This is a genomic window from Aeribacillus pallidus, from assembly GCF_050478865.1.
Lineage (GTDB): Bacteria > Bacillota > Bacilli > Bacillales > JACDOC01 > JACDOC01.
Genome location: NZ_JBCNBW010000057.1, coordinates 49958 through 66702, shown reverse-complemented (window position 1 = coordinate 66702; position 16745 = coordinate 49958). Strand labels below are relative to the sequence as shown.

Below are 16745 nucleotides of genomic sequence, written 5' to 3'. Positions count from 1 at the left end.
CCCCCCCCCCGGGACTGTCCCCAAAAGCAAAAAGGAGGCAATTTAAAAATGAAACATTCTTCAAAAATTACACCGTTTTTAATGTTTAATGGGCAAGCGGAAGAGGCTATGAATTTTTATATTTCCATATTTGACCAATCAGAGATCAATCATGTTTCGTATCATGAAAACGGTAAAGTGTTACATGCAACTTTCACCATTAAAGGTCAACCGTTCATGTGTATCGATAACCCAAGTGGGGAGCATCATCCTTTTACTCCGGCGATGTCCCTGTTTGTAACGTGTGATACAGAAGAAGAAATAGACAAGTTATTTGAAAAATTATCTCAAAATGGCAACGTATTAATGCCTTTAGCTTCTTATCCATTCAGTCCAAAGTTCGCTTGGGTAGAAGATCGATATGGGGTTTCTTGGCAACTCAATCTGGAAGTTAAATAGGTAAGGGTCCATGAAGACAGAAAAACTAAACATATTCGACGAACAATATCACTTAATTGGCAGCGCAACTCGTGAAGAGGTGCATCAAAAGGGGCATTGGCACGAAACGTTTCATTGTTGGATTATCAGTAAGGAAGACGGGAAGGACTTCATCCTTTTTCAACTTCGCAGTAATCAAAAACGTGATTTTCCTAGTCTGTTAGATATTACAGCTGCTGGACATCTATTAAAACATGAGACGGTTCAGGATGGGGTTAGAGAAGTACAAGAAGAATTAGGAATTAACCTATCTTTTAAGCAGCTCATTCCACTCGGTGTCGTTAAAGACGAAATTATTAGTAACCACTTTATTGACCGTGAGTTAGGAAACGTCTTTCTTTATATTAGTGAAGAAAACTTGGATGAAATTTTTGTTTTACAAAAAGAAGAAGTAGCTGGAATCATGAAAGCAGAATTTTACTCATTTTGTGAGCTATGGTTAGGAGAGCGAGATGAAATAACAGTAGAAGGATTTGTCCTGTCGGATAGTGGAGATAATATAAATACAAAGAAACGTGTCACAAAAGACCGGTTTTTACCCCATCTACCAAATTATTGGGAACAAGTGCTCAAACTGATCAAAAGGCATCTTTGAAACAACCAACGTAAGGAGCATCTAAATGAACACCTATTACGTAGACTTACATATTCATATCGGCCGAACCGCATCAGGAAAGCCGGTCAAAATTACCGGCGCCAAAACGTTAACGCTCACTAATATTTTAAAAGAATCTTCCAAAACAAAAGGATTGGACATGGTCGGGGTGATTGATTGTCATGTGCCCGAAGTTCTGGACGAATTGGAACAAGCCATCGAACAACAACAAATGATGGAGCACCCAGAAGGGGGCATCATCACCAACGATATCACCCTTCTTTTAGGAAGCGAATTAGAAATTTACGATGAGCGGTGCCATGGACCCATTCATGTGCTTGTATTTTTACCAACCATCCAAACGATGCGTACCTTTTCCAAATGGCTCGAAAGCCGGGTAAAAAATATTACGTTAAGCTCGCAGCGTATTTATGAAACTGGAACCGAGTTACAAACCTTCGTGAAAGAGTTAGGAGGTATGTTTATCACGGCGCATGCGTTTACCCCTTTTAAAAGCCTGTACGGAAAAGGTGTACAAAAAAGTTTACGCGAAGTGTTCGATCCTGACCTCATTGATGCGGTGGAGTTAGGGCTAAGCGCGGATACGAAAATGGCCGACCAATTAGCCGAACTCCACTGCTATCCGTATGTCACCAATTCCGATGCCCATTCGCTCGGAAAAATCGCCCGAGAATATCAAATCATTCGCATGAACGCTCCGACTTTCACCGAGCTAAAAAAAGCGTTCAAAGAGGAAGATGGACGCGGAATTATCGCCAATTTCGGATTGAACCCGCTCCTTGGAAAATATTATCAAACGACCTGTGCGAACTGTTTTCATCCGATCGAAAACGAACAGAACCCTTGCCAAATGTGCGGTCATCAGCAAAAAATCAAAGGCGTGTCCGACCGGATTCAAGAATTAAAAACAGCCAGTACACCTCCGTCCAATCGGCCACCGTATATTTACCAAGTGCCGTTAGAGTTTATCCCGGGTCTTGGGAAAAAAACGTATCAAAAGCTGCTCGACCATTTTGGAACCGAAATGCGTGTGTTACATGGCACCACAGAGGAAGAGCTCACCGAAGTTATCGGACCAAAGGTTGCTCACCTAATCGTTCTTGCGCGAACAGGCCAGCTTTCTATTCATGCTGGGGGCGGTGGGAGATATGGGAAGGTTGATTCGTATCCAACTATTGACACTAAATAATTAGAATATTTATACTTAATTATAGAAATTAATGGAAGGAGCATGAACGGGGGCATGAAGTACTAATCCTATTTTTAGATTTCATTTTCATATGATGAGAAATCTAGAGATGGGATTAGTCTGCCCTTTTTTAGGATATACGCTGTTTTTACCGAACATAAGGATACGTATGTTTTAGGTCATTCTTGGCTTATCGGGACACGTCTATCTTTCATAGGGATGACACCACTCTAGATTTCTGGAGTGGTGTCTTTTTATTTTTTAAAGAATGAGGTGAGCAATCGATGACAATGATTCAAGTTCGGAAGGTCTCTAAAAGCTTCGGTGAGCGTGTCATATTAAAAGATATTCAGTTTGACATACAAAAAGGTGAAAAAATCGGGTTAATCGGTTGGAACGGAGCCGGGAAAACGACGTTAGTGAAAATGTTAATGAAGGAGCTTGATCCGGATCAAGGGTCCATCACCTTTATCCCTTTACATCTAAAAATTGGATATTTACCGCAATCGACTGACCAAACAGATTTAACAGAAGAAGTGTCCGAAGATTTTTTTCATATCATTAGTAAGTTAGGAGTACAAAAACATGTTGGTTGGGAAGGCGAGCGGTATCGACAGCTTAGTAATGGGGAGCGCTTGAAGCTTTCATTAGCCTCTATTTGGTCTCAACATCCAGAGTTCCTTATTTTAGACGAACCGACGAATCACTTAGATTTGCAAGGTGTGAAGTGGCTGATAAATGAAATGAAATCCTATGAAGGGGCGGCCTTGATCATCTCCCATGATCGCTACTTTTTAGATGAAACGGTGACGAAAATTTTTGAACTGGAAGATGGCCGATTAACCATTTATGAAGGCAACTATACGGTGTATCGGGAGGAAAAGAAGCATCAAATAGAAAAGCAACAACGAGAGTATGAAAAACAACAGCGGAAAATTCAAACGATTGAAAAGCAAGTAGCTCGGTTAAAGCAATGGTCCGATAAAGCCCATCGAATGGCAGGAAAAGTGGGAGTCGGTGCGGAAATTCGGCAAAAGGAATATGGCCGCGTTAAAGCAAAGAAAAAAGATCAGCAAGTTAAATCGAAATTAAAACGACTGGAACAAGAGCTGACCAAAAACAAAGCGGAAAAGCCGAAGGACGAAATGTCCGTTACGTTTCATTTTCAAGGAGGGGAAAAACGAGGCAAACGTGTAGTGGAAGCAACAGAACTATCAAAACAGTTTCAAGACCGCATACTATTTCAATCTAGTTATTTCTATATCAATCACGGAGAAAAGGTTGGCTTATTAGGTCCGAACGGGGCTGGGAAAACGACGTTACTCAAAATGTTGCTAGGTGAAGAGAATACCACAAGCGGCTCCTTATGGAAAAGCCAATCGCTTCGAATCGCCTATTTAAGCCAAGATGTCAATGACCTTCCACTCGAACAAACGGTGCTCCAATATCTCGATGTAGTCGACCGAGAGCGAATAGCACAGGCACGTACGATATTAGCGAACGTCGGACTAAAAGAAAAAGTTACAAAACCGATCAGCGCGTTAAGTTTAGGGGAGTGTACGAAAGTAAAACTGGTGAAGATGATTCTACACGACATCGACTTGCTTATTTTAGACGAACCGACCAATCATTTAGACCTTCCAAGCCGTGAGCAACTAGAAGAAACGCTCCTCGACTTTCCAGGAACACTGCTGGTCGTGTCCCATGACCGTTATTTTATCGAAAAAATATGTAACAAGTTATTAGTCATTGACAACCAACAAATTAAACGAATCGAAAGCGGGTTGAAGGAATATAGTGAAAATCGTGATAAAGAGAAGGCTCTAACGAAAAATCAGCTAGCAAATGAATTAGCCATTATCGAAACGAAAATAACGGAGCTGCTCGGGAACATTAGTTTACTAACACCAGGTACAGAGGAATATCAAAAAATTGATGAGGAACTAACGGAATTAATGAAGAAAAAGCGGGAATTCGTGAAGATAATGGAGAAATAATACCGATGATTAAACAAAGAGGGGGACTTTTTAGTATGAATTTTTACAGCTTCCCCTCTGTTTTAAATGTTATTACAAGGTGGTAGAAAATGAACATTCCTATTTCCAAACTCAATCGGTTGATTTGGCTTTTTCCATTACTGTATTTCATTCATGATGTGGAAGAAATTTTAACTGTAGAGGAGTTTCTTACGAAGCATTCGGATGTCGTACCGATTAAAGTAACAACCTTAGAGTTTACTTTAGCCTTTTTGCTTTTATGGATATTAACGTTCATAGGATGCTATAAAGCTTCAAAGAATAAACGCTTTTTAGGTTTGGAACCTAAGACTTTCTTTTCCTTTTTAGTACCTGGCATATTTTTAGCTAATGGAATCGGTCATCTAATCCAATTGATTTTATTTCAAAGCTATGTTCCAGGGATCATTACATCGATCGTTATTATCTATCCCTATTCCTTCATTACGCTGAAATACTTGATTCATGAGCAATTATTAACCGTGAGAAAGTTTCATTTATTTTTATGTTTAGGCTTTATTTTACAAGCTCCCATTGCATTACTTGCACATATCATTGTAAAAGGAATGGTCTATTATGTACCTTTGTTATTTAATGAACTGGTAGATAAAGGTGGATTTTGATAAACAGCCTAAAATGTATTCATGGACCAAGATGTGTCAAAATGTAAAAAAATCCCACCCCTCAATCATTTGACGGTGGGATTTTCTGATGTTAACGAGCCTGGCTATTTTCCTTAACCACCGTTGACACTATTTGCTCATTCTTCACTTCTAATAAATAATGTTTCCATACGTGTTCTCTGCCGCCATGCTGGTCATACCAGGCTTTCACACGCTCAACATGCGCTTGATCACTTCTTACTTTTTCTTCAATTTTTTCATATTCCTCAAAGCTTTCATACTCCCAGATGGCAAAGATTTCAACAGGTCCTTTAGTTTGAGGGACCATCCATCGACCAATTAAGCGAGAACCGTATTTTAATTGAGTAGGTAAAAGGGTTTCGTTAAAATGCTTGTTAAAACTTTCTACAATCTCTGGGGCTACGATATAAGATTTTCTGCGGTAAAACATAGAGCTTAGTCCATCCTTTCTTTTTAATCATTAGGCATTGTTAAACGTTACTGTTGATATTTATTCATTACGCTTGTGGCGGACGCTTCCCGCGGGCAATCCGCAAGCCGCTTCCCTCGCTACGCTCAAGTATGGGTCTTGCGGCTTCTTGTTCCCGCTGGAGTCGCCGCCTTTCGCTTCATGTAAATAACTTGCTAAAAATAACAATGACATATAACATAGCCAATCATTAAAAAATATTAGTGAAGTCATTCCCAATTAATCAGTCGTTGATATGTAATATCATTATAGTTTAATTTCGTAATATTGGAAAAATAGAGAGATATTTTTAAGGAAGAGGTTAGAATAAGTGGAAACTGGCATTTGTTTATATGTATGGCCTTGCTATTGAATGTCGGTTGCACTTCCAAAGATTTTTAAGTAACCATATAATTTTTAGCAGGTGATTACTTAAATAAAATAGGAATGAAGAATCGATTGTTGAGTTGAATAGATTTATTGTATTTATATATCTCTAATTCGATTTCTTTTCACAAAAAAGGATCTGATATGAATCAGACCCCTTCGCTTTTATCATTTTGATCTTTATTATGCTTATTCCCTTTACTATTATCGCCACTCGTTGGGTTCGTTGATAGTGGATCGGTGTGCTTTGGTGAGTTTTGATTCATGCTTCCTTTATTATATTTTTTCGTCATATTAACCGCTCCTTTTTAAGAAAATGTCGGTAAGTTGTCTAAATTGTTTGTTGGGTCCCCATCAGCATTGCTGCGAATATAATGTTCACCGTCTTTGCCTTTAAAAATATTGACCCCTGAAATCGCTCCACGTTCGACTTCCTGCAGCGCTTCGTGATACCAGAGCACACGACCGGAAGACGTTTTAAATTTAATAATGTCGCCATCCCCATTTTTTTTCACAGCAACAATTCTTTCTTGTGCCATCCCTCATCAACTCCTTTTCCACCGTTTAGCATGTCCACTCCAGAAATGTTTATTCAAGCAACACGGTTAAAGAAAGTAGATAGGTAAACGACGGAGGCACGGAATCCAAACTGGATGAACGCGTTTGAGACCATTTGCAAAATAGAGCGAAACGTAAAATTAGGGGGCTAATTTAAGCCCCCTCTTTTTGCTGGATACCGATGTTTACAGAAGTAAAAATGCTAAAGGTGTCACAATAATAATTGTGAGTACAACTCGTTCAACCCAAATAACAAGCATTTTCGTGATGGAAATTGGAATTTCGGTTGATAAAATACATGGTCAAGCGCAGAGAAGAAAATAATTGCCGATACAGAAACCACTCCAATAACAAACTTGGTTACGAGCGCGGCTTCTGTTACGAGCAGTGCTGGTAAAAACATTTCGGCTATGGAGATCGCTACCGCCTTGGCTGCAAGCATAGGCTCTGGAAGTTGTAATAATGCTGTGAAAGGATAGAAGATGTAACCAAGCCAATCAAATAGCGGGGTATATTCTGCCAAGACAAGTCCAAGCAAGCCGACAGACATAATCGACGGTAAAATGGACATGGTCATAATAAATCCATCTTTTAAATTTTGATAAATATTTTTCCATAAAGAAGGCGATTTTTCCGCAGCGGCCATTGCTTCTTCCCAAGCTTTTTGAACTCGATTTCCTTTCACGACCTCTTCTTGTTTTCCTTTTAATCCGTTAAAATACTCATCACTCATTGATTTTAACGGCCAGATGCGGACTGTGATAGCGGTTACAATAAACGTCACGATTAATGTTGTCCAAAAGTATATATTCCACATTTCCATTAAGCCAAGCGTTTTGGCGACAACAACCATAAACGTGGCAGATACCGTTGAAAAACCTGTTGCAATAATCGCTGCTTCTTTAATCGTATACTTTCCTTCTTTAAATACTCGATTCGTGATAAGTAAACCGATGGAATAGCTGCCGACAAATGAGGCAACAGCGTCAATCGCAGAACGGCCTGGCGTCTTCCAAATCGGTCTCATCACCGGCTGCAGAAGTACTCCGATAAATTCAAGTAAGCCATATCCCACTAATAGCGCAAGAAATACAGAACCAATTGGAACAAGCAAGCCAACAGAAATAACAAGCTTTTCAAATAAGAATGGACCCATATTTGGGGCAAACAACCAAGAAGGACCTGTTTTTAATATTAATAATATAGCTGCTATAAGACCTAAAATTTTCAATATAGAGAACGCGATGTTCACTTTACTAGAATTCCATTTTTTAGTATAAAAAGGGTATAAGGCTCCGAGAAAAATGACAATCAATGCGTAATAAGGTAATACGGACGGAACGCTTTTTTGAATCGTACTTACAATATGATCAAGCATAATCGATGATTTTTCTCCAATGGTGACCGGAATAAAAAACATAAAAATCCCAATAGCACTGTAAACAATAAATTTAAAAACATTGATTAATGGTACTCTCGGCTTTCCTAAATTCGTCGGTAACGAATTACTATTTAACGGAGTATTTTTCATCCCATTTCCCCCTATCATGGAAAATTAATGTAGTTTAGGATTTTATTAAAGAAAGAATCTTTTTATCCTCCTTTTAATTACTGAAAAAACGACTTTTAATTATAAAATATTCATAATATTCTGTATTAATTATACTATAATTGGGCAACATGGAAATATTTTTTTGATTGATAGGTGGGCGGTGGATTTTTATATCAAAATAAGATTTTAAAATTATAAACTCATTACCCTTTTATTTGTCATTCAGAATAGTGGCATAGATACTATAAAAAAACTGGCTTATTTTGTAATACAGTGTCAGTGTCTTTAATTATTTGATTTTTCATGTCTTTTGGAAAGCGAGGGGGAACGGTTAGTGGAAAAAGAGATCCTGTCCCAGCGATTTCGTCATTTTGCCGAAATAGAATGTAAAGGGTCATCCGAGTTATATGAGCATTTGTCCATAAATATAGCTGAAGATGACGAACTGCTGGAATTAGCTGCACACACTCGACCTGGTCAGCCTGTTCCTAACTTATTATTCGGTGCGGTTCACTACTTGTTACTGAAAGGAAAGAAACATGAACTTCGTGAATATTATACGAGTTTAGTAGAGCATCCAAAAGATGTCACAGAATCCTTCTCTTCTTTCCGGGAATTTTGTTTACAAAACAAGCAGGAGATAATCCCGATTCTTCAACAAAAACTTGTCCAAACGAACGAAGTCAGACGTTGTGCTTATTTGTACCCTGTTTTTTGTTTTATTTACGATCAAGTAAAAAAGCCATTAACACTCGTGGAGATTGGAACGAGTGCCGGATTCCAGCTGTTATGGGACCAATACAGTTATACGTATGGAACGAATAAACGGTATGGGAACGTGGAGTCTAAAGTACACATTACTTCTGAAATAAAAGGAAATCGGCAGCCGTTCTTTATAGAAAAAAGTCCGCCAGTGGTTCAAAGAATTGGAATTGATTTGCATATAAATGATCTTAACAACCATGAAGATGAGTTATGGCTCAAAGCATTAATTTGGCCTGAACATAAAGAGCGACGAAAGCTGTTTGAAAAAGCGGCTAGTTGTGTGAAAAATCAACCATTGCAGTTGATGGAAGGGGATGGAGTATTATTACTCCCTGAAATGGAAAATCAAATTCCTCATGACTCAGTTCTATGTATCTTTCATACTCACGTCGCCAATCAAATACCAGAAGAAAGGAAAAAACAATTAATAGAAAACATTCGGACGATTGGCCAAACAAGAGAGGTGTTTCATCTTTATAACAATATGTGGGACCGGAAACTCCACCTTGATTACTTTATCAATATAAAAGAATACAAGACTACTGTTGGAGAAACGGATGGCCATGGTCGCTGGTTTACGTGGGAATTATAGAGGTGAATACGATGTTATATGAATTAAAAAAGCTATTAGAAAATAACGAATTTGAAAAAGCCCGAATAACGCTTCTAAAACTATTAGAAAAACAACCTGATCATCCCGAACTTAACTTTTATTGTGCCTCCGCCCACGATGCGTTAGGTATAGAAAGAGAAGCGATACCGTATTATGAACAAGCACTAGTGTGTCAAATTGAAGGCGAACTTCGTGAGGCCACGTATGTTCAACTAGGTAGTAGTTACAGATGCATAGGTGAGTATGAAAAGGCTAAGCAAGTATTCAAGAAAGGGATAAAAGAGTTTCCAACAAACTTAGCCCTTCAAACATTTATGGCTTTAACGTTGTACAACTTGGAAGAACATTCAGAAGCTGTTTCTACATTACTAAAGGTATGTATTCATTCCTCCGATGACAAGTGGATTTCCAAATACAGAACAGCACTCCAATATTATGGTGAACATCTGGATGAAACTTGGTAAATTTTTTAAAAAACAAATGAAGATTTGGGTAATTATATTCATCTAGTTTGACTTTTTTACATGGAGATTGACACCTGTTCATCATCCTACCCGATCACTGAATAGGGAATTATTTTTTAACTAGTAAATTCGAAAAATTGCGTCATCTATAATTTTGTAAAGTTTACAAAGTGGAGGTGTTCGCCCAGTGTAAAAAACTACCCTTTTTCAACGCAAAAAATAAATTAAAAAGGGGTAGTCATGATGAACAGTCAATCTTTTCGTTCCTTATGGGTTGGTCAGGGGCTGGCGAATTTCGGTGACGTGTTTTATGTCGTTGGGCTCATCGCCATTTTATATTCAATAAGTAAATCGGCGTTTTATTTAGCGCTTTTACCATTTATTACGACGTTCGGAAGGTTTTTAGGCGGGGTCATTTCCCCTATTTTGTTTAATCGGTTTCCTTTAAAATCCTTGCTTGTCGGTTCACAAGTAAGTAAAACCGTCCTATTGCTTTTGCTTGCTTTGGATATGCATGTTACCTCCGAATTGAACTTGTTCGTAATTCTAACGTTAGGTGCGTTCATTGCCTTTTTAGATGGTTGGGCGCTGCCAGCTACACAAGCGATGCTTCCACGGCTTGTTCATGAACGTGAGCTAGTGAAAGCAAACAGTTGGGTCTCAGGTGTTCAGCAGTTGACGCAATTAGGCGGCTGGGGACTCGGGGGCGTACTCGTTGCAGCGATGGGGGGACCAAACATTCTTTGGTTCACGTTTATCCTATACGTGTGTTCATCCGTTTTGATGACGGGGCTTGTAGATCCGACCCCTTTTCAGAAAAGTCGACGTGAAAAAGCAGGCGATGTGTTAAAAGAAGGTTGGAATATCATTTGGTCTCACCCGTTGTTTCGTACGATTCATATTGTGATTTTTCTTGAGGCGATAGCGTATGTCGTTTGGATTGCGGCAATTTTATATGTGTTTGTGACAGAGGTTCTTCAAGCAACGGAAGCTTGGTGGGGGTATATTAACACGTCCTTCTTTATCGGGCTTCTTCTTGGTAGCGTTGTATGTTCTAAGTATGCCACTTTGATCGAACGTCATATGAAACAGGTCATTCTTGTTGCCTCATTTTCTGTCAGCGGCATTACTTTTTGGTTTGGGCTCAATGAGTGGGCGTTATTGGCCTTGGCACTCAGCTTTTTCATAGGGGTCGTAGAACAAATGAAGTCTATTGGAATTGATACCCTCTTGCAAAAAGAAGGGGCACCGGAAAAGTTGCCAAAAATTTATGGAGCACAAAGCACCTTGATTTCCTTTACATTTGGGGTCTCGTCTCTTTTATTTGGAGCTATTGCCGATATGTGGGATGTCCGTGTCGCCTTTTATCTTTCGGCCTTTTTACTTTTAAGTGCATCCATTTATTGGACGGTTAAACAAAAACATCTTCCCGCGAGTATTGAAAAAAGTGAACAGCAAGTTTCTTTATAAGGTTCAGGCTGCATCTTACAAGGTTCAGTCTGATTCAAAAAGGAGGTGATGATTTGTCCAAACCATCTTACCGTTTGGGTTCATTGTTTTTTATAGCGTTCATGCTAGCCATTCTTGGCGGATGCCAAGAGAACAGCGATACCGATGAAGATATTGTCGCTTACATTTCGTTGAATGAGGATTCCGTTTTTAAACAAACGTTTGATCAATTAGCTCTCGGTAACATATTTGATTTTCATCTAAAACTTCCGCAAGCCGATCAAAGTTGGGTCGACATTTGGGTGGAAGGGTATAAAAATGGACAAAAAGTAAGCGACCATCCCATCACACAACTTTCTTTTGGGAAAAGCCCAAAAGAAGTTGACGAGGGTCCAATAGGATTTGGCATCATCAATCCTGGAGACGAGGGACAATTGTATTTTCTTTATGGCCCAGGGGTTTCAGCTAATCCTCATGAAATAGAAGAGGAATTCATCATTGAATCTGGCATGACTGGTTGGGAGGATGGAGTTGGTACAGAGACGGTTCGTTTAACATCAGGTGAAACGAAAATATTAGGGGCCTTTCGCCATACAGAGAATAGTATGGAGACGTATGATCTTTCTGACCCAGAAGCGGTAGAACGTATGATTCAAGAGGACACGTTTGTTCTTTTGGTGAAAATAAAAGTAGAAAAAAGGGATTGATAACTTTTAATTTTAGTAGATAAAGGAGATACGGATGAAATTATATGGTGATTTTGTGAAAGAAGATTGGCTTAAGGCATTTAAAATGGCAGAGCATGATGTCCCATCTTCTATGATTATTAATGGAGCGTGGGATCATAATAAAATCTTAACGAAATGGGAAAAAACGTTTGAGTCGAGGACATGTGCACCCCACTGGAATACCATCGTTGGAACGATTGGTCATCAGCAAATAGGTTTTGCAAATGTGTTTGGGGGTCCAAGCGCGGCGGTCATTACGCATCAATTTGCTATCCTTGGGACGGAGCGGTTCATTCAAACCGGGTATTTCGGTGGACTGGCTGAAGAAGTGCAGTTTGGTGATATTTTGATTGTGACTGGCGCTGAAATGGCTGATGGTGTTTCGCATTGGTACCTACCAGAAAAAAAGATGGTAAAAGCCGATCCTCGTTTAGTAGAAGAGGCGATTGATTTTTGTGAAAAACGAGGATATCGTTATATCACTGGGACGGTTTTTACTACCGGAGCGATTATGGTCGAAACGAAAGAGTTAGTGCAACAATGGGCGAAACGTGGCCATGCAGGTGTCGATATGGAAACCGCTACGACGCTCGCCGTGGCGAAAAAACTTCGCAAGCAAGCCATCGGACTCCTCACCCTTTCTGACCATATCATTAAAGGGGACACGTTTTTCACGATTGATACGAACAACAATATATTGAAAGAAAGAACAAATGAAAGGATAAAGGAATTGGCCCTGTATCTTTCCGGATGTAAAAGTTTAAAAATTTAAGACCTTAGTAAGATGTCCAATAAAATTTAGTTCACGATACTTCCCAGAGAAGTATCCTTTTCTTTTTTGGAGGCACTTGAGAAAGCAATCACCTTCAGTGAAAATAAAAAGTAAAGATTTTAACAAAAATGGAGGACAAGGATATGAAACGTCTAGCGGTATTTTGCGGTTCAAGAAACGGAGTGGCTCCTGAATATCGAGAAGGAGCGATTCAGTTAGGGAAAGAGTTGGTGAAACGAGGACTTTCGCTTGTTTATGGTGGAGGTAGTGTGGGCCTTATGGGCGCTGTAGCGGATTCGATGATAGAAGAAGGCGGGGAAGTGATTGGAGTCATGCCTCATGTGCTTCATGAGCGAGAAATTTCGCATCCCCATTTGACGGAGCTAATTCTGGTCGAAACGATGCACGAGCGTAAAGCGAAGATGGCTAGTATAGCTGACGGATTTATCATTTTACCAGGTGGCCCGGGAACGATGGAGGAATTTTTTGAAGTATTTACATGGGCGGTCATAGGTATTCATCAAAAACCAATTGGCTTGCTAAATGTTCATCAATATTATGAACCACTTCTATCATTGTTTGATCACATGGTCGAACAGCAATTTTTACAAGAAAAAAGCCGCTCGCTGATTATCGTCGAATCCGACCCGAAAGTGTTACTCGACCGACTTTCTATGTATCATAATGAAACGGTTTGACTGGGCCGCTCGTAAGTAAAAAAGAGTAGACTTAGGTAACTGTCTAGTAAAAAATAAGGGCCATGATAACAGTTTTATGGACAAAATCATGTTCTCTCGGCCATTTAGTTTGAATGTCCCGAACATAGGGATCAATGTTCCTATCGGTATTTATGAGCCCCATTTCGGGTTCTATGTGCCAAAATCAGATTTTTCTGAGCTAATGTTTGGATTCTTTGAGCTAAAAATGTGCCAATTGCGTTGTCCTATAAACCCAATCCAAGATTTTTTGAGCCAAATCTAAAACTTTGTGTCTCAATGCTTAAAGGCAGTCATCAAGCATTTGTCCAATGATAAACGAAGCATTACAATAATAGTAATTTATTTCTTTATTCTTCCTTCGAAAGTTGTACAAATCCTACTACAAGTAAAGGTGTTAAACTATGGAATTTCAAAAACGACAATATTTCAAAATGAATCCGGCTAGGTTATTAACTCTCATTTTATTTAGTTTTATCGTTCTAGGAACGGTGCTATTAAAGCTACCAATAGCGGTTGAGCAGGAAATTTCGTGGGTGGATGCGTTTTTTACGACGGTATCTGCCCTGACTGTGACGGGATTAGTTGTTGTTGATACCGGAAGTACGTTTACTACGTTTGGGGAAGTCGTCATTTTACTGTTAATTCAAATCGGTGGCATCGGAATCATGACGTTTGCCGTGTTAATTTTTTTAATGGTAGGTAAACGCATTGGTGTAAAAGAGCGGATGTTAATTCAGCAATCGTTAAACCATATGTCCATCGGTGGGGTCGTCGCGTTAGCGAAAAAAATAATAATCGTTTCTTTAATCATCGAAGCCGTCGCTTTTTGTGCACTTTCGGTACGTTGGGTGCCGGAATATGGCTGGAAAGAAGGAATGTATGTCGCCGTCTTTCATTCCATTTCAGCTTTTAACAATGCGGGATTTTCGATTTGGTCTGACAGTTTATCGAAGTATGTTGCTGACCCGATTGTGAACTTGATCATTAGTTTACTCATTATTCTTGGTGGGTTAGGCTTTACGGTTTTAATTGATTTATGGGAAAAAAAGGACTTTCGCCAATTGAAGCTGCATACGAAATTAATGCTATTTGGGACGATTTTTTTAAACCTTTTTTCCATGGTGGTCATATTCGTACTAGAATATCAAAATACACTTGGAAATTTATCTTGGTTCGGTAAATTGCAAGCGTCGTTTTTCCAAGGGATTGTTCCAAGAACAGCTGGATTTAACTCCGTAGACATTGGAAGTTTAAACGAATCAACATTGTTTTTTATAATGATTTTAATGTTCATTGGTGCTGGAAGTACTTCAACGGGTGGGGGTATTAAATTAACTACTTTTTTAGCGATCACCATATTTGTATTTGCCTTTTTGAAAAATAGAAAAGAGGTCGTATTGTTTCGTAAATCGATTAGCGATACGATCGTGTTTCGAGCGCTTGCGATTGCCATCGTTAGCTTAGGGGTGATCACTTTATCCACCTTTTTATTATCTATTACTGAACAAGGCCATTTTTTAGCTACACTATTTGAAGTGGTGTCTGCCTTTGGAACGGTAGGGCTGTCGATGGGCATCACAAGTCAATTATCTCTTTTTGGGAAAATAGTGATTGCTATCGTTATGTTTATTGGAAAAATTGGACCCCTTACGTTGGCATACTCGATGACAAAACCGGATAGCGTCGTCATTCGTTATCCTAAAGAGGATATTTTAACAGGATAAAATAGTATGAGCAGGATTTCCTGCTTCTTTTTTAATAATTAATATCCAAAAAATTGAATTATTGGATTGACCTGCAAGTGATTCTGGTGTTTTATAAAAAGAGGGATTATTCGAATAGAGGGGGCTGCAACGATGTCGTGGGTACTTGGAGGTATAGTTATTGGTATTTTACTTGATCGTATGATTCAGTTGCCGAAAGCCCGTAGAATCAATAAACGAATAAATGAACTTGAGCGAATTTTTAAATTGGCAGAAAATTCCAAAGACATTATCTATTATTTTGAGCTAAAGCCAGAATGGAAATTTAAATATATAAGTCCTTCATTAGACGCGAACTTAGGAGAAGGGTTAGTCCAGGATAGTTATCAAAACCCATTCGAACCAATTGAACGAATCCATCCTGACGATTATGAGACCCTCTTGAAAAAAATGACTGGAAATCTTGATTATGAAAAGCCAATTATTCAACGGTAGAGAAATAAGGAAGGAAAATATCAATGGTTCGAGGAATACGCTACTCCGGTGTATGAAAAAGGAAAAATGGTAGCGATTCAAGGAATTATTCGAAACATCACAAAAAATATCGAACTACAACAAGAACTGGAGTACAAAAGCACTCATGATAGTTTAACGGGATTGTATAATCGACAATACTTCGATAAATTGATGGATACATATAATGAGAAGTTGAATCTTCCGATATCCTTAATTATTTGTGATTTAGATAACTTAAAACAAATGAATGACCAATTTGGCCATAAACGAGGAGACGATTTACTTTGCCAAGCAGCTCAATTACTCGGAAATTTTACTTCAGAACATACAACGTTGTTTCGAATTGGCGGAGACGAATTTGTATTCCTTGTAGCGATGCCAGACGAAAAAGAAGTCGAACATTTAGTCCAAAACATTGAACGTGAAATTGAGAAACATAATATGAATAATCCGCATTTACCAATTTACGTGTCCATAGGGTACGCCTATACAAACAGTTCGCGAGGTAAAATGGAACAACTGTATATCAAAGCAGATCACCATATGTATCAACAAAAATCGATACGAAAATCACTTGTATAAAAATGAATACAATCAACGACAAGTTTTTCATTATTTCTCGGGAAATCGACATACCTTATCGGGAAATTTGTCTTATACGTCCAACAGGCGCTTTTTCATCTCTGGTGTCATAAGCGAGCATTGGGGTGATGCCGAAAACCATTTGTGTCGGTTGTTTGCCACCCATCGATAAACAGCATCTCTTAATGGACGAGGAAAAAGTAATAACAAACCGCTTATTCTCCAACCCCCACCTAAATCAGTCAATAAACGAATCGCCCCGGACGAATGTGTGTAAGCATGTTCGTTTCGTATATATACGAACGTATCCATCTCATCGGTAGGAAGCCCATATGATTCTAAAAGTTGTACCCCCGTTGGTGATTGTAATGAAGTAAAATAAATGTCTTTTGTTCGATTGTGTCGAAAAACAAACTGTACAGTCCGATTACATAAGCCGCAATCTCCATCATACAGGACAATTTTTTTTACCAACAGGAACCTCTCCTTTTTCATTCATCATCGGGATTATTATAACATAGGTAGGAACATCCCTTTTAACAGAAACC

At 38.9% G+C, this 16745-nt stretch carries 18 protein-coding genes and 1 pseudogene; 14 read left to right on the top strand and 5 right to left on the bottom strand.

The features are described from left to right. The first annotated feature begins 48 nt into the window (after window positions 1-48). From ABES52_RS12645 to ABES52_RS12625, 5 genes are all read left to right on the top strand, one after another. A complete protein-coding gene (locus tag ABES52_RS12645; protein ID WP_429651513.1) occupies window positions 49-438 on the top strand; it encodes a VOC family protein in 390 nt (129 codons plus the stop codon). 10 nt (window positions 439-448) lie between these two features. Next, on the top strand, window positions 449-1072 hold the full coding sequence (locus tag ABES52_RS12640; RefSeq protein WP_429651512.1) for an NUDIX hydrolase: 624 nt from the start codon (window positions 449-451) through the stop codon (window positions 1070-1072). 25 nt (window positions 1073-1097) lie between these two features. Further along, entirely contained in the window at window positions 1098-2282 is a 1185-nt protein-coding gene (locus ABES52_RS12635; protein WP_429651511.1) for an endonuclease Q family protein, read from the top strand. 284 nt (window positions 2283-2566) lie between these two features. Then, a complete protein-coding gene (gene abc-f, locus ABES52_RS12630) occupies window positions 2567-4279 on the top strand; it encodes a ribosomal protection-like ABC-F family protein (protein WP_429651510.1) in 1713 nt (570 codons plus the stop codon). Window positions 4280-4368: 89 nt separating this feature from the next. After that, entirely contained in the window at window positions 4369-4920 is a 552-nt protein-coding gene (locus tag ABES52_RS12625; RefSeq protein WP_429651509.1) for an HXXEE domain-containing protein, read from the top strand. A gap of 91 nt (window positions 4921-5011) precedes the next feature. Here the strand turns inward: ABES52_RS12625 and ABES52_RS12620 are convergent, their stop codons facing one another. From ABES52_RS12620 to ABES52_RS12605, 4 genes and pseudogenes are all read right to left on the bottom strand, one after another. Further along, window positions 5012-5371, bottom strand: coding sequence for an NIPSNAP family protein (locus ABES52_RS12620; RefSeq protein ID WP_429651508.1), 360 nt, complete (start codon window positions 5369-5371; stop codon window positions 5012-5014). A gap of 554 nt (window positions 5372-5925) precedes the next feature. Then, window positions 5926-6069 (bottom strand): hypothetical protein, encoded by a 144-nt coding sequence (locus ABES52_RS12615; protein WP_429651507.1) that lies wholly within the window; start codon window positions 6067-6069, stop codon window positions 5926-5928. A gap of 15 nt (window positions 6070-6084) precedes the next feature. After that, on the bottom strand, window positions 6085-6315 hold the full coding sequence (locus tag ABES52_RS12610; protein ID WP_429651506.1) for a DUF3892 domain-containing protein: 231 nt from the start codon (window positions 6313-6315) through the stop codon (window positions 6085-6087). Window positions 6316-6519: 204 nt separating this feature from the next. Further along, window positions 6520-7865, bottom strand: a pseudogene (locus tag ABES52_RS12605) (YjiH family protein). Window positions 7866-8220: 355 nt separating this feature from the next. On the opposite strand from ABES52_RS12605, the gene ABES52_RS12600 reads away from it, so the two are divergent. The 9 genes from ABES52_RS12600 (at window position 8221) to ABES52_RS12560 (ending at window position 16197) form a co-directional block, all read left to right on the top strand. Next, window positions 8221-9243: a DUF2332 domain-containing protein gene (locus tag ABES52_RS12600; protein ID WP_429651505.1), complete on the top strand. Its 1023-nt coding sequence runs from the start codon at window positions 8221-8223 to the stop codon at window positions 9241-9243. Window positions 9244-9254: 11 nt separating this feature from the next. Beyond that, on the top strand, window positions 9255-9728 hold the full coding sequence (locus ABES52_RS12595) for a tetratricopeptide repeat protein (RefSeq protein ID WP_429651504.1): 474 nt from the start codon (window positions 9255-9257) through the stop codon (window positions 9726-9728). A 243-nt stretch (window positions 9729-9971) separates the two neighbouring features. Beyond that, entirely contained in the window at window positions 9972-11198 is a 1227-nt protein-coding gene (locus ABES52_RS12590) for an MFS transporter (RefSeq protein WP_429651503.1), read from the top strand. Window positions 11199-11251: 53 nt separating this feature from the next. After that, window positions 11252-11884 (top strand): hypothetical protein, encoded by a 633-nt coding sequence (locus tag ABES52_RS12585; protein WP_429651502.1) that lies wholly within the window; start codon window positions 11252-11254, stop codon window positions 11882-11884. Window positions 11885-11918: 34 nt separating this feature from the next. Next, entirely contained in the window at window positions 11919-12677 is a 759-nt protein-coding gene (locus ABES52_RS12580) for a nucleoside phosphorylase (RefSeq protein ID WP_429651501.1), read from the top strand. A 143-nt stretch (window positions 12678-12820) separates the two neighbouring features. Then, window positions 12821-13375, top strand: coding sequence for an LOG family protein (locus tag ABES52_RS12575; protein ID WP_429651500.1), 555 nt, complete (start codon window positions 12821-12823; stop codon window positions 13373-13375). A 422-nt stretch (window positions 13376-13797) separates the two neighbouring features. Further along, window positions 13798-15120: a TrkH family potassium uptake protein gene (locus tag ABES52_RS12570; protein ID WP_429651499.1), complete on the top strand. Its 1323-nt coding sequence runs from the start codon at window positions 13798-13800 to the stop codon at window positions 15118-15120. A 132-nt stretch (window positions 15121-15252) separates the two neighbouring features. Continuing rightward, on the top strand, window positions 15253-15594 hold the full coding sequence (locus tag ABES52_RS12565; protein ID WP_429651498.1) for a hypothetical protein: 342 nt from the start codon (window positions 15253-15255) through the stop codon (window positions 15592-15594). A gap of 48 nt (window positions 15595-15642) precedes the next feature. Beyond that, window positions 15643-16197 (top strand): GGDEF domain-containing protein, encoded by a 555-nt coding sequence (locus ABES52_RS12560; RefSeq protein WP_429651497.1) that lies wholly within the window; start codon window positions 15643-15645, stop codon window positions 16195-16197. Between the two features lie 72 nt (window positions 16198-16269). Here ABES52_RS12560 and ABES52_RS12555 read toward each other — a convergent pair whose 3' ends face one another. After that, entirely contained in the window at window positions 16270-16671 is a 402-nt protein-coding gene (locus ABES52_RS12555) for a thiol-disulfide oxidoreductase DCC family protein (protein ID WP_429651496.1), read from the bottom strand. Window positions 16672-16745 lie beyond the last annotated feature (74 nt).

Bases quoted from the DNA above. Each gene is read 5' to 3' on its own strand.
- ABES52_RS12595 (WP_429651504.1), top strand. From the start codon at position 9,255: ATGTTATATGAATTAAAAAAGCTATTAGAAAATAACGAATTTGAAAAA.
- ABES52_RS12615 (WP_429651507.1), bottom strand. From the start codon at position 6,069: ATGACGAAAAAATATAATAAAGGAAGCATGAATCAAAACTCACCAAAG.
- ABES52_RS12610 (WP_429651506.1), bottom strand. From the start codon at position 6,315: ATGGCACAAGAAAGAATTGTTGCTGTGAAAAAAAATGGGGATGGCGAC.
- ABES52_RS12620 (WP_429651508.1), bottom strand. From the start codon at position 5,371: ATGTTTTACCGCAGAAAATCTTATATCGTAGCCCCAGAGATTGTAGAA.
- ABES52_RS12645 (WP_429651513.1), top strand. From the start codon at position 49: ATGAAACATTCTTCAAAAATTACACCGTTTTTAATGTTTAATGGGCAA.
- ABES52_RS12635 (WP_429651511.1), top strand. From the start codon at position 1,098: ATGAACACCTATTACGTAGACTTACATATTCATATCGGCCGAACCGCA.
- ABES52_RS12565 (WP_429651498.1), top strand. From the start codon at position 15,253: ATGTCGTGGGTACTTGGAGGTATAGTTATTGGTATTTTACTTGATCGT.
- ABES52_RS12570 (WP_429651499.1), top strand. From the start codon at position 13,798: ATGGAATTTCAAAAACGACAATATTTCAAAATGAATCCGGCTAGGTTA.
- ABES52_RS12590 (WP_429651503.1), top strand. From the start codon at position 9,972: ATGAACAGTCAATCTTTTCGTTCCTTATGGGTTGGTCAGGGGCTGGCG.
- ABES52_RS12575 (WP_429651500.1), top strand. From the start codon at position 12,821: ATGAAACGTCTAGCGGTATTTTGCGGTTCAAGAAACGGAGTGGCTCCT.
- ABES52_RS12625 (WP_429651509.1), top strand. From the start codon at position 4,369: ATGAACATTCCTATTTCCAAACTCAATCGGTTGATTTGGCTTTTTCCA.
- abc-f (WP_429651510.1), top strand. From the start codon at position 2,567: ATGACAATGATTCAAGTTCGGAAGGTCTCTAAAAGCTTCGGTGAGCGT.
- ABES52_RS12640 (WP_429651512.1), top strand. From the start codon at position 449: ATGAAGACAGAAAAACTAAACATATTCGACGAACAATATCACTTAATT.
- ABES52_RS12580 (WP_429651501.1), top strand. From the start codon at position 11,919: ATGAAATTATATGGTGATTTTGTGAAAGAAGATTGGCTTAAGGCATTT.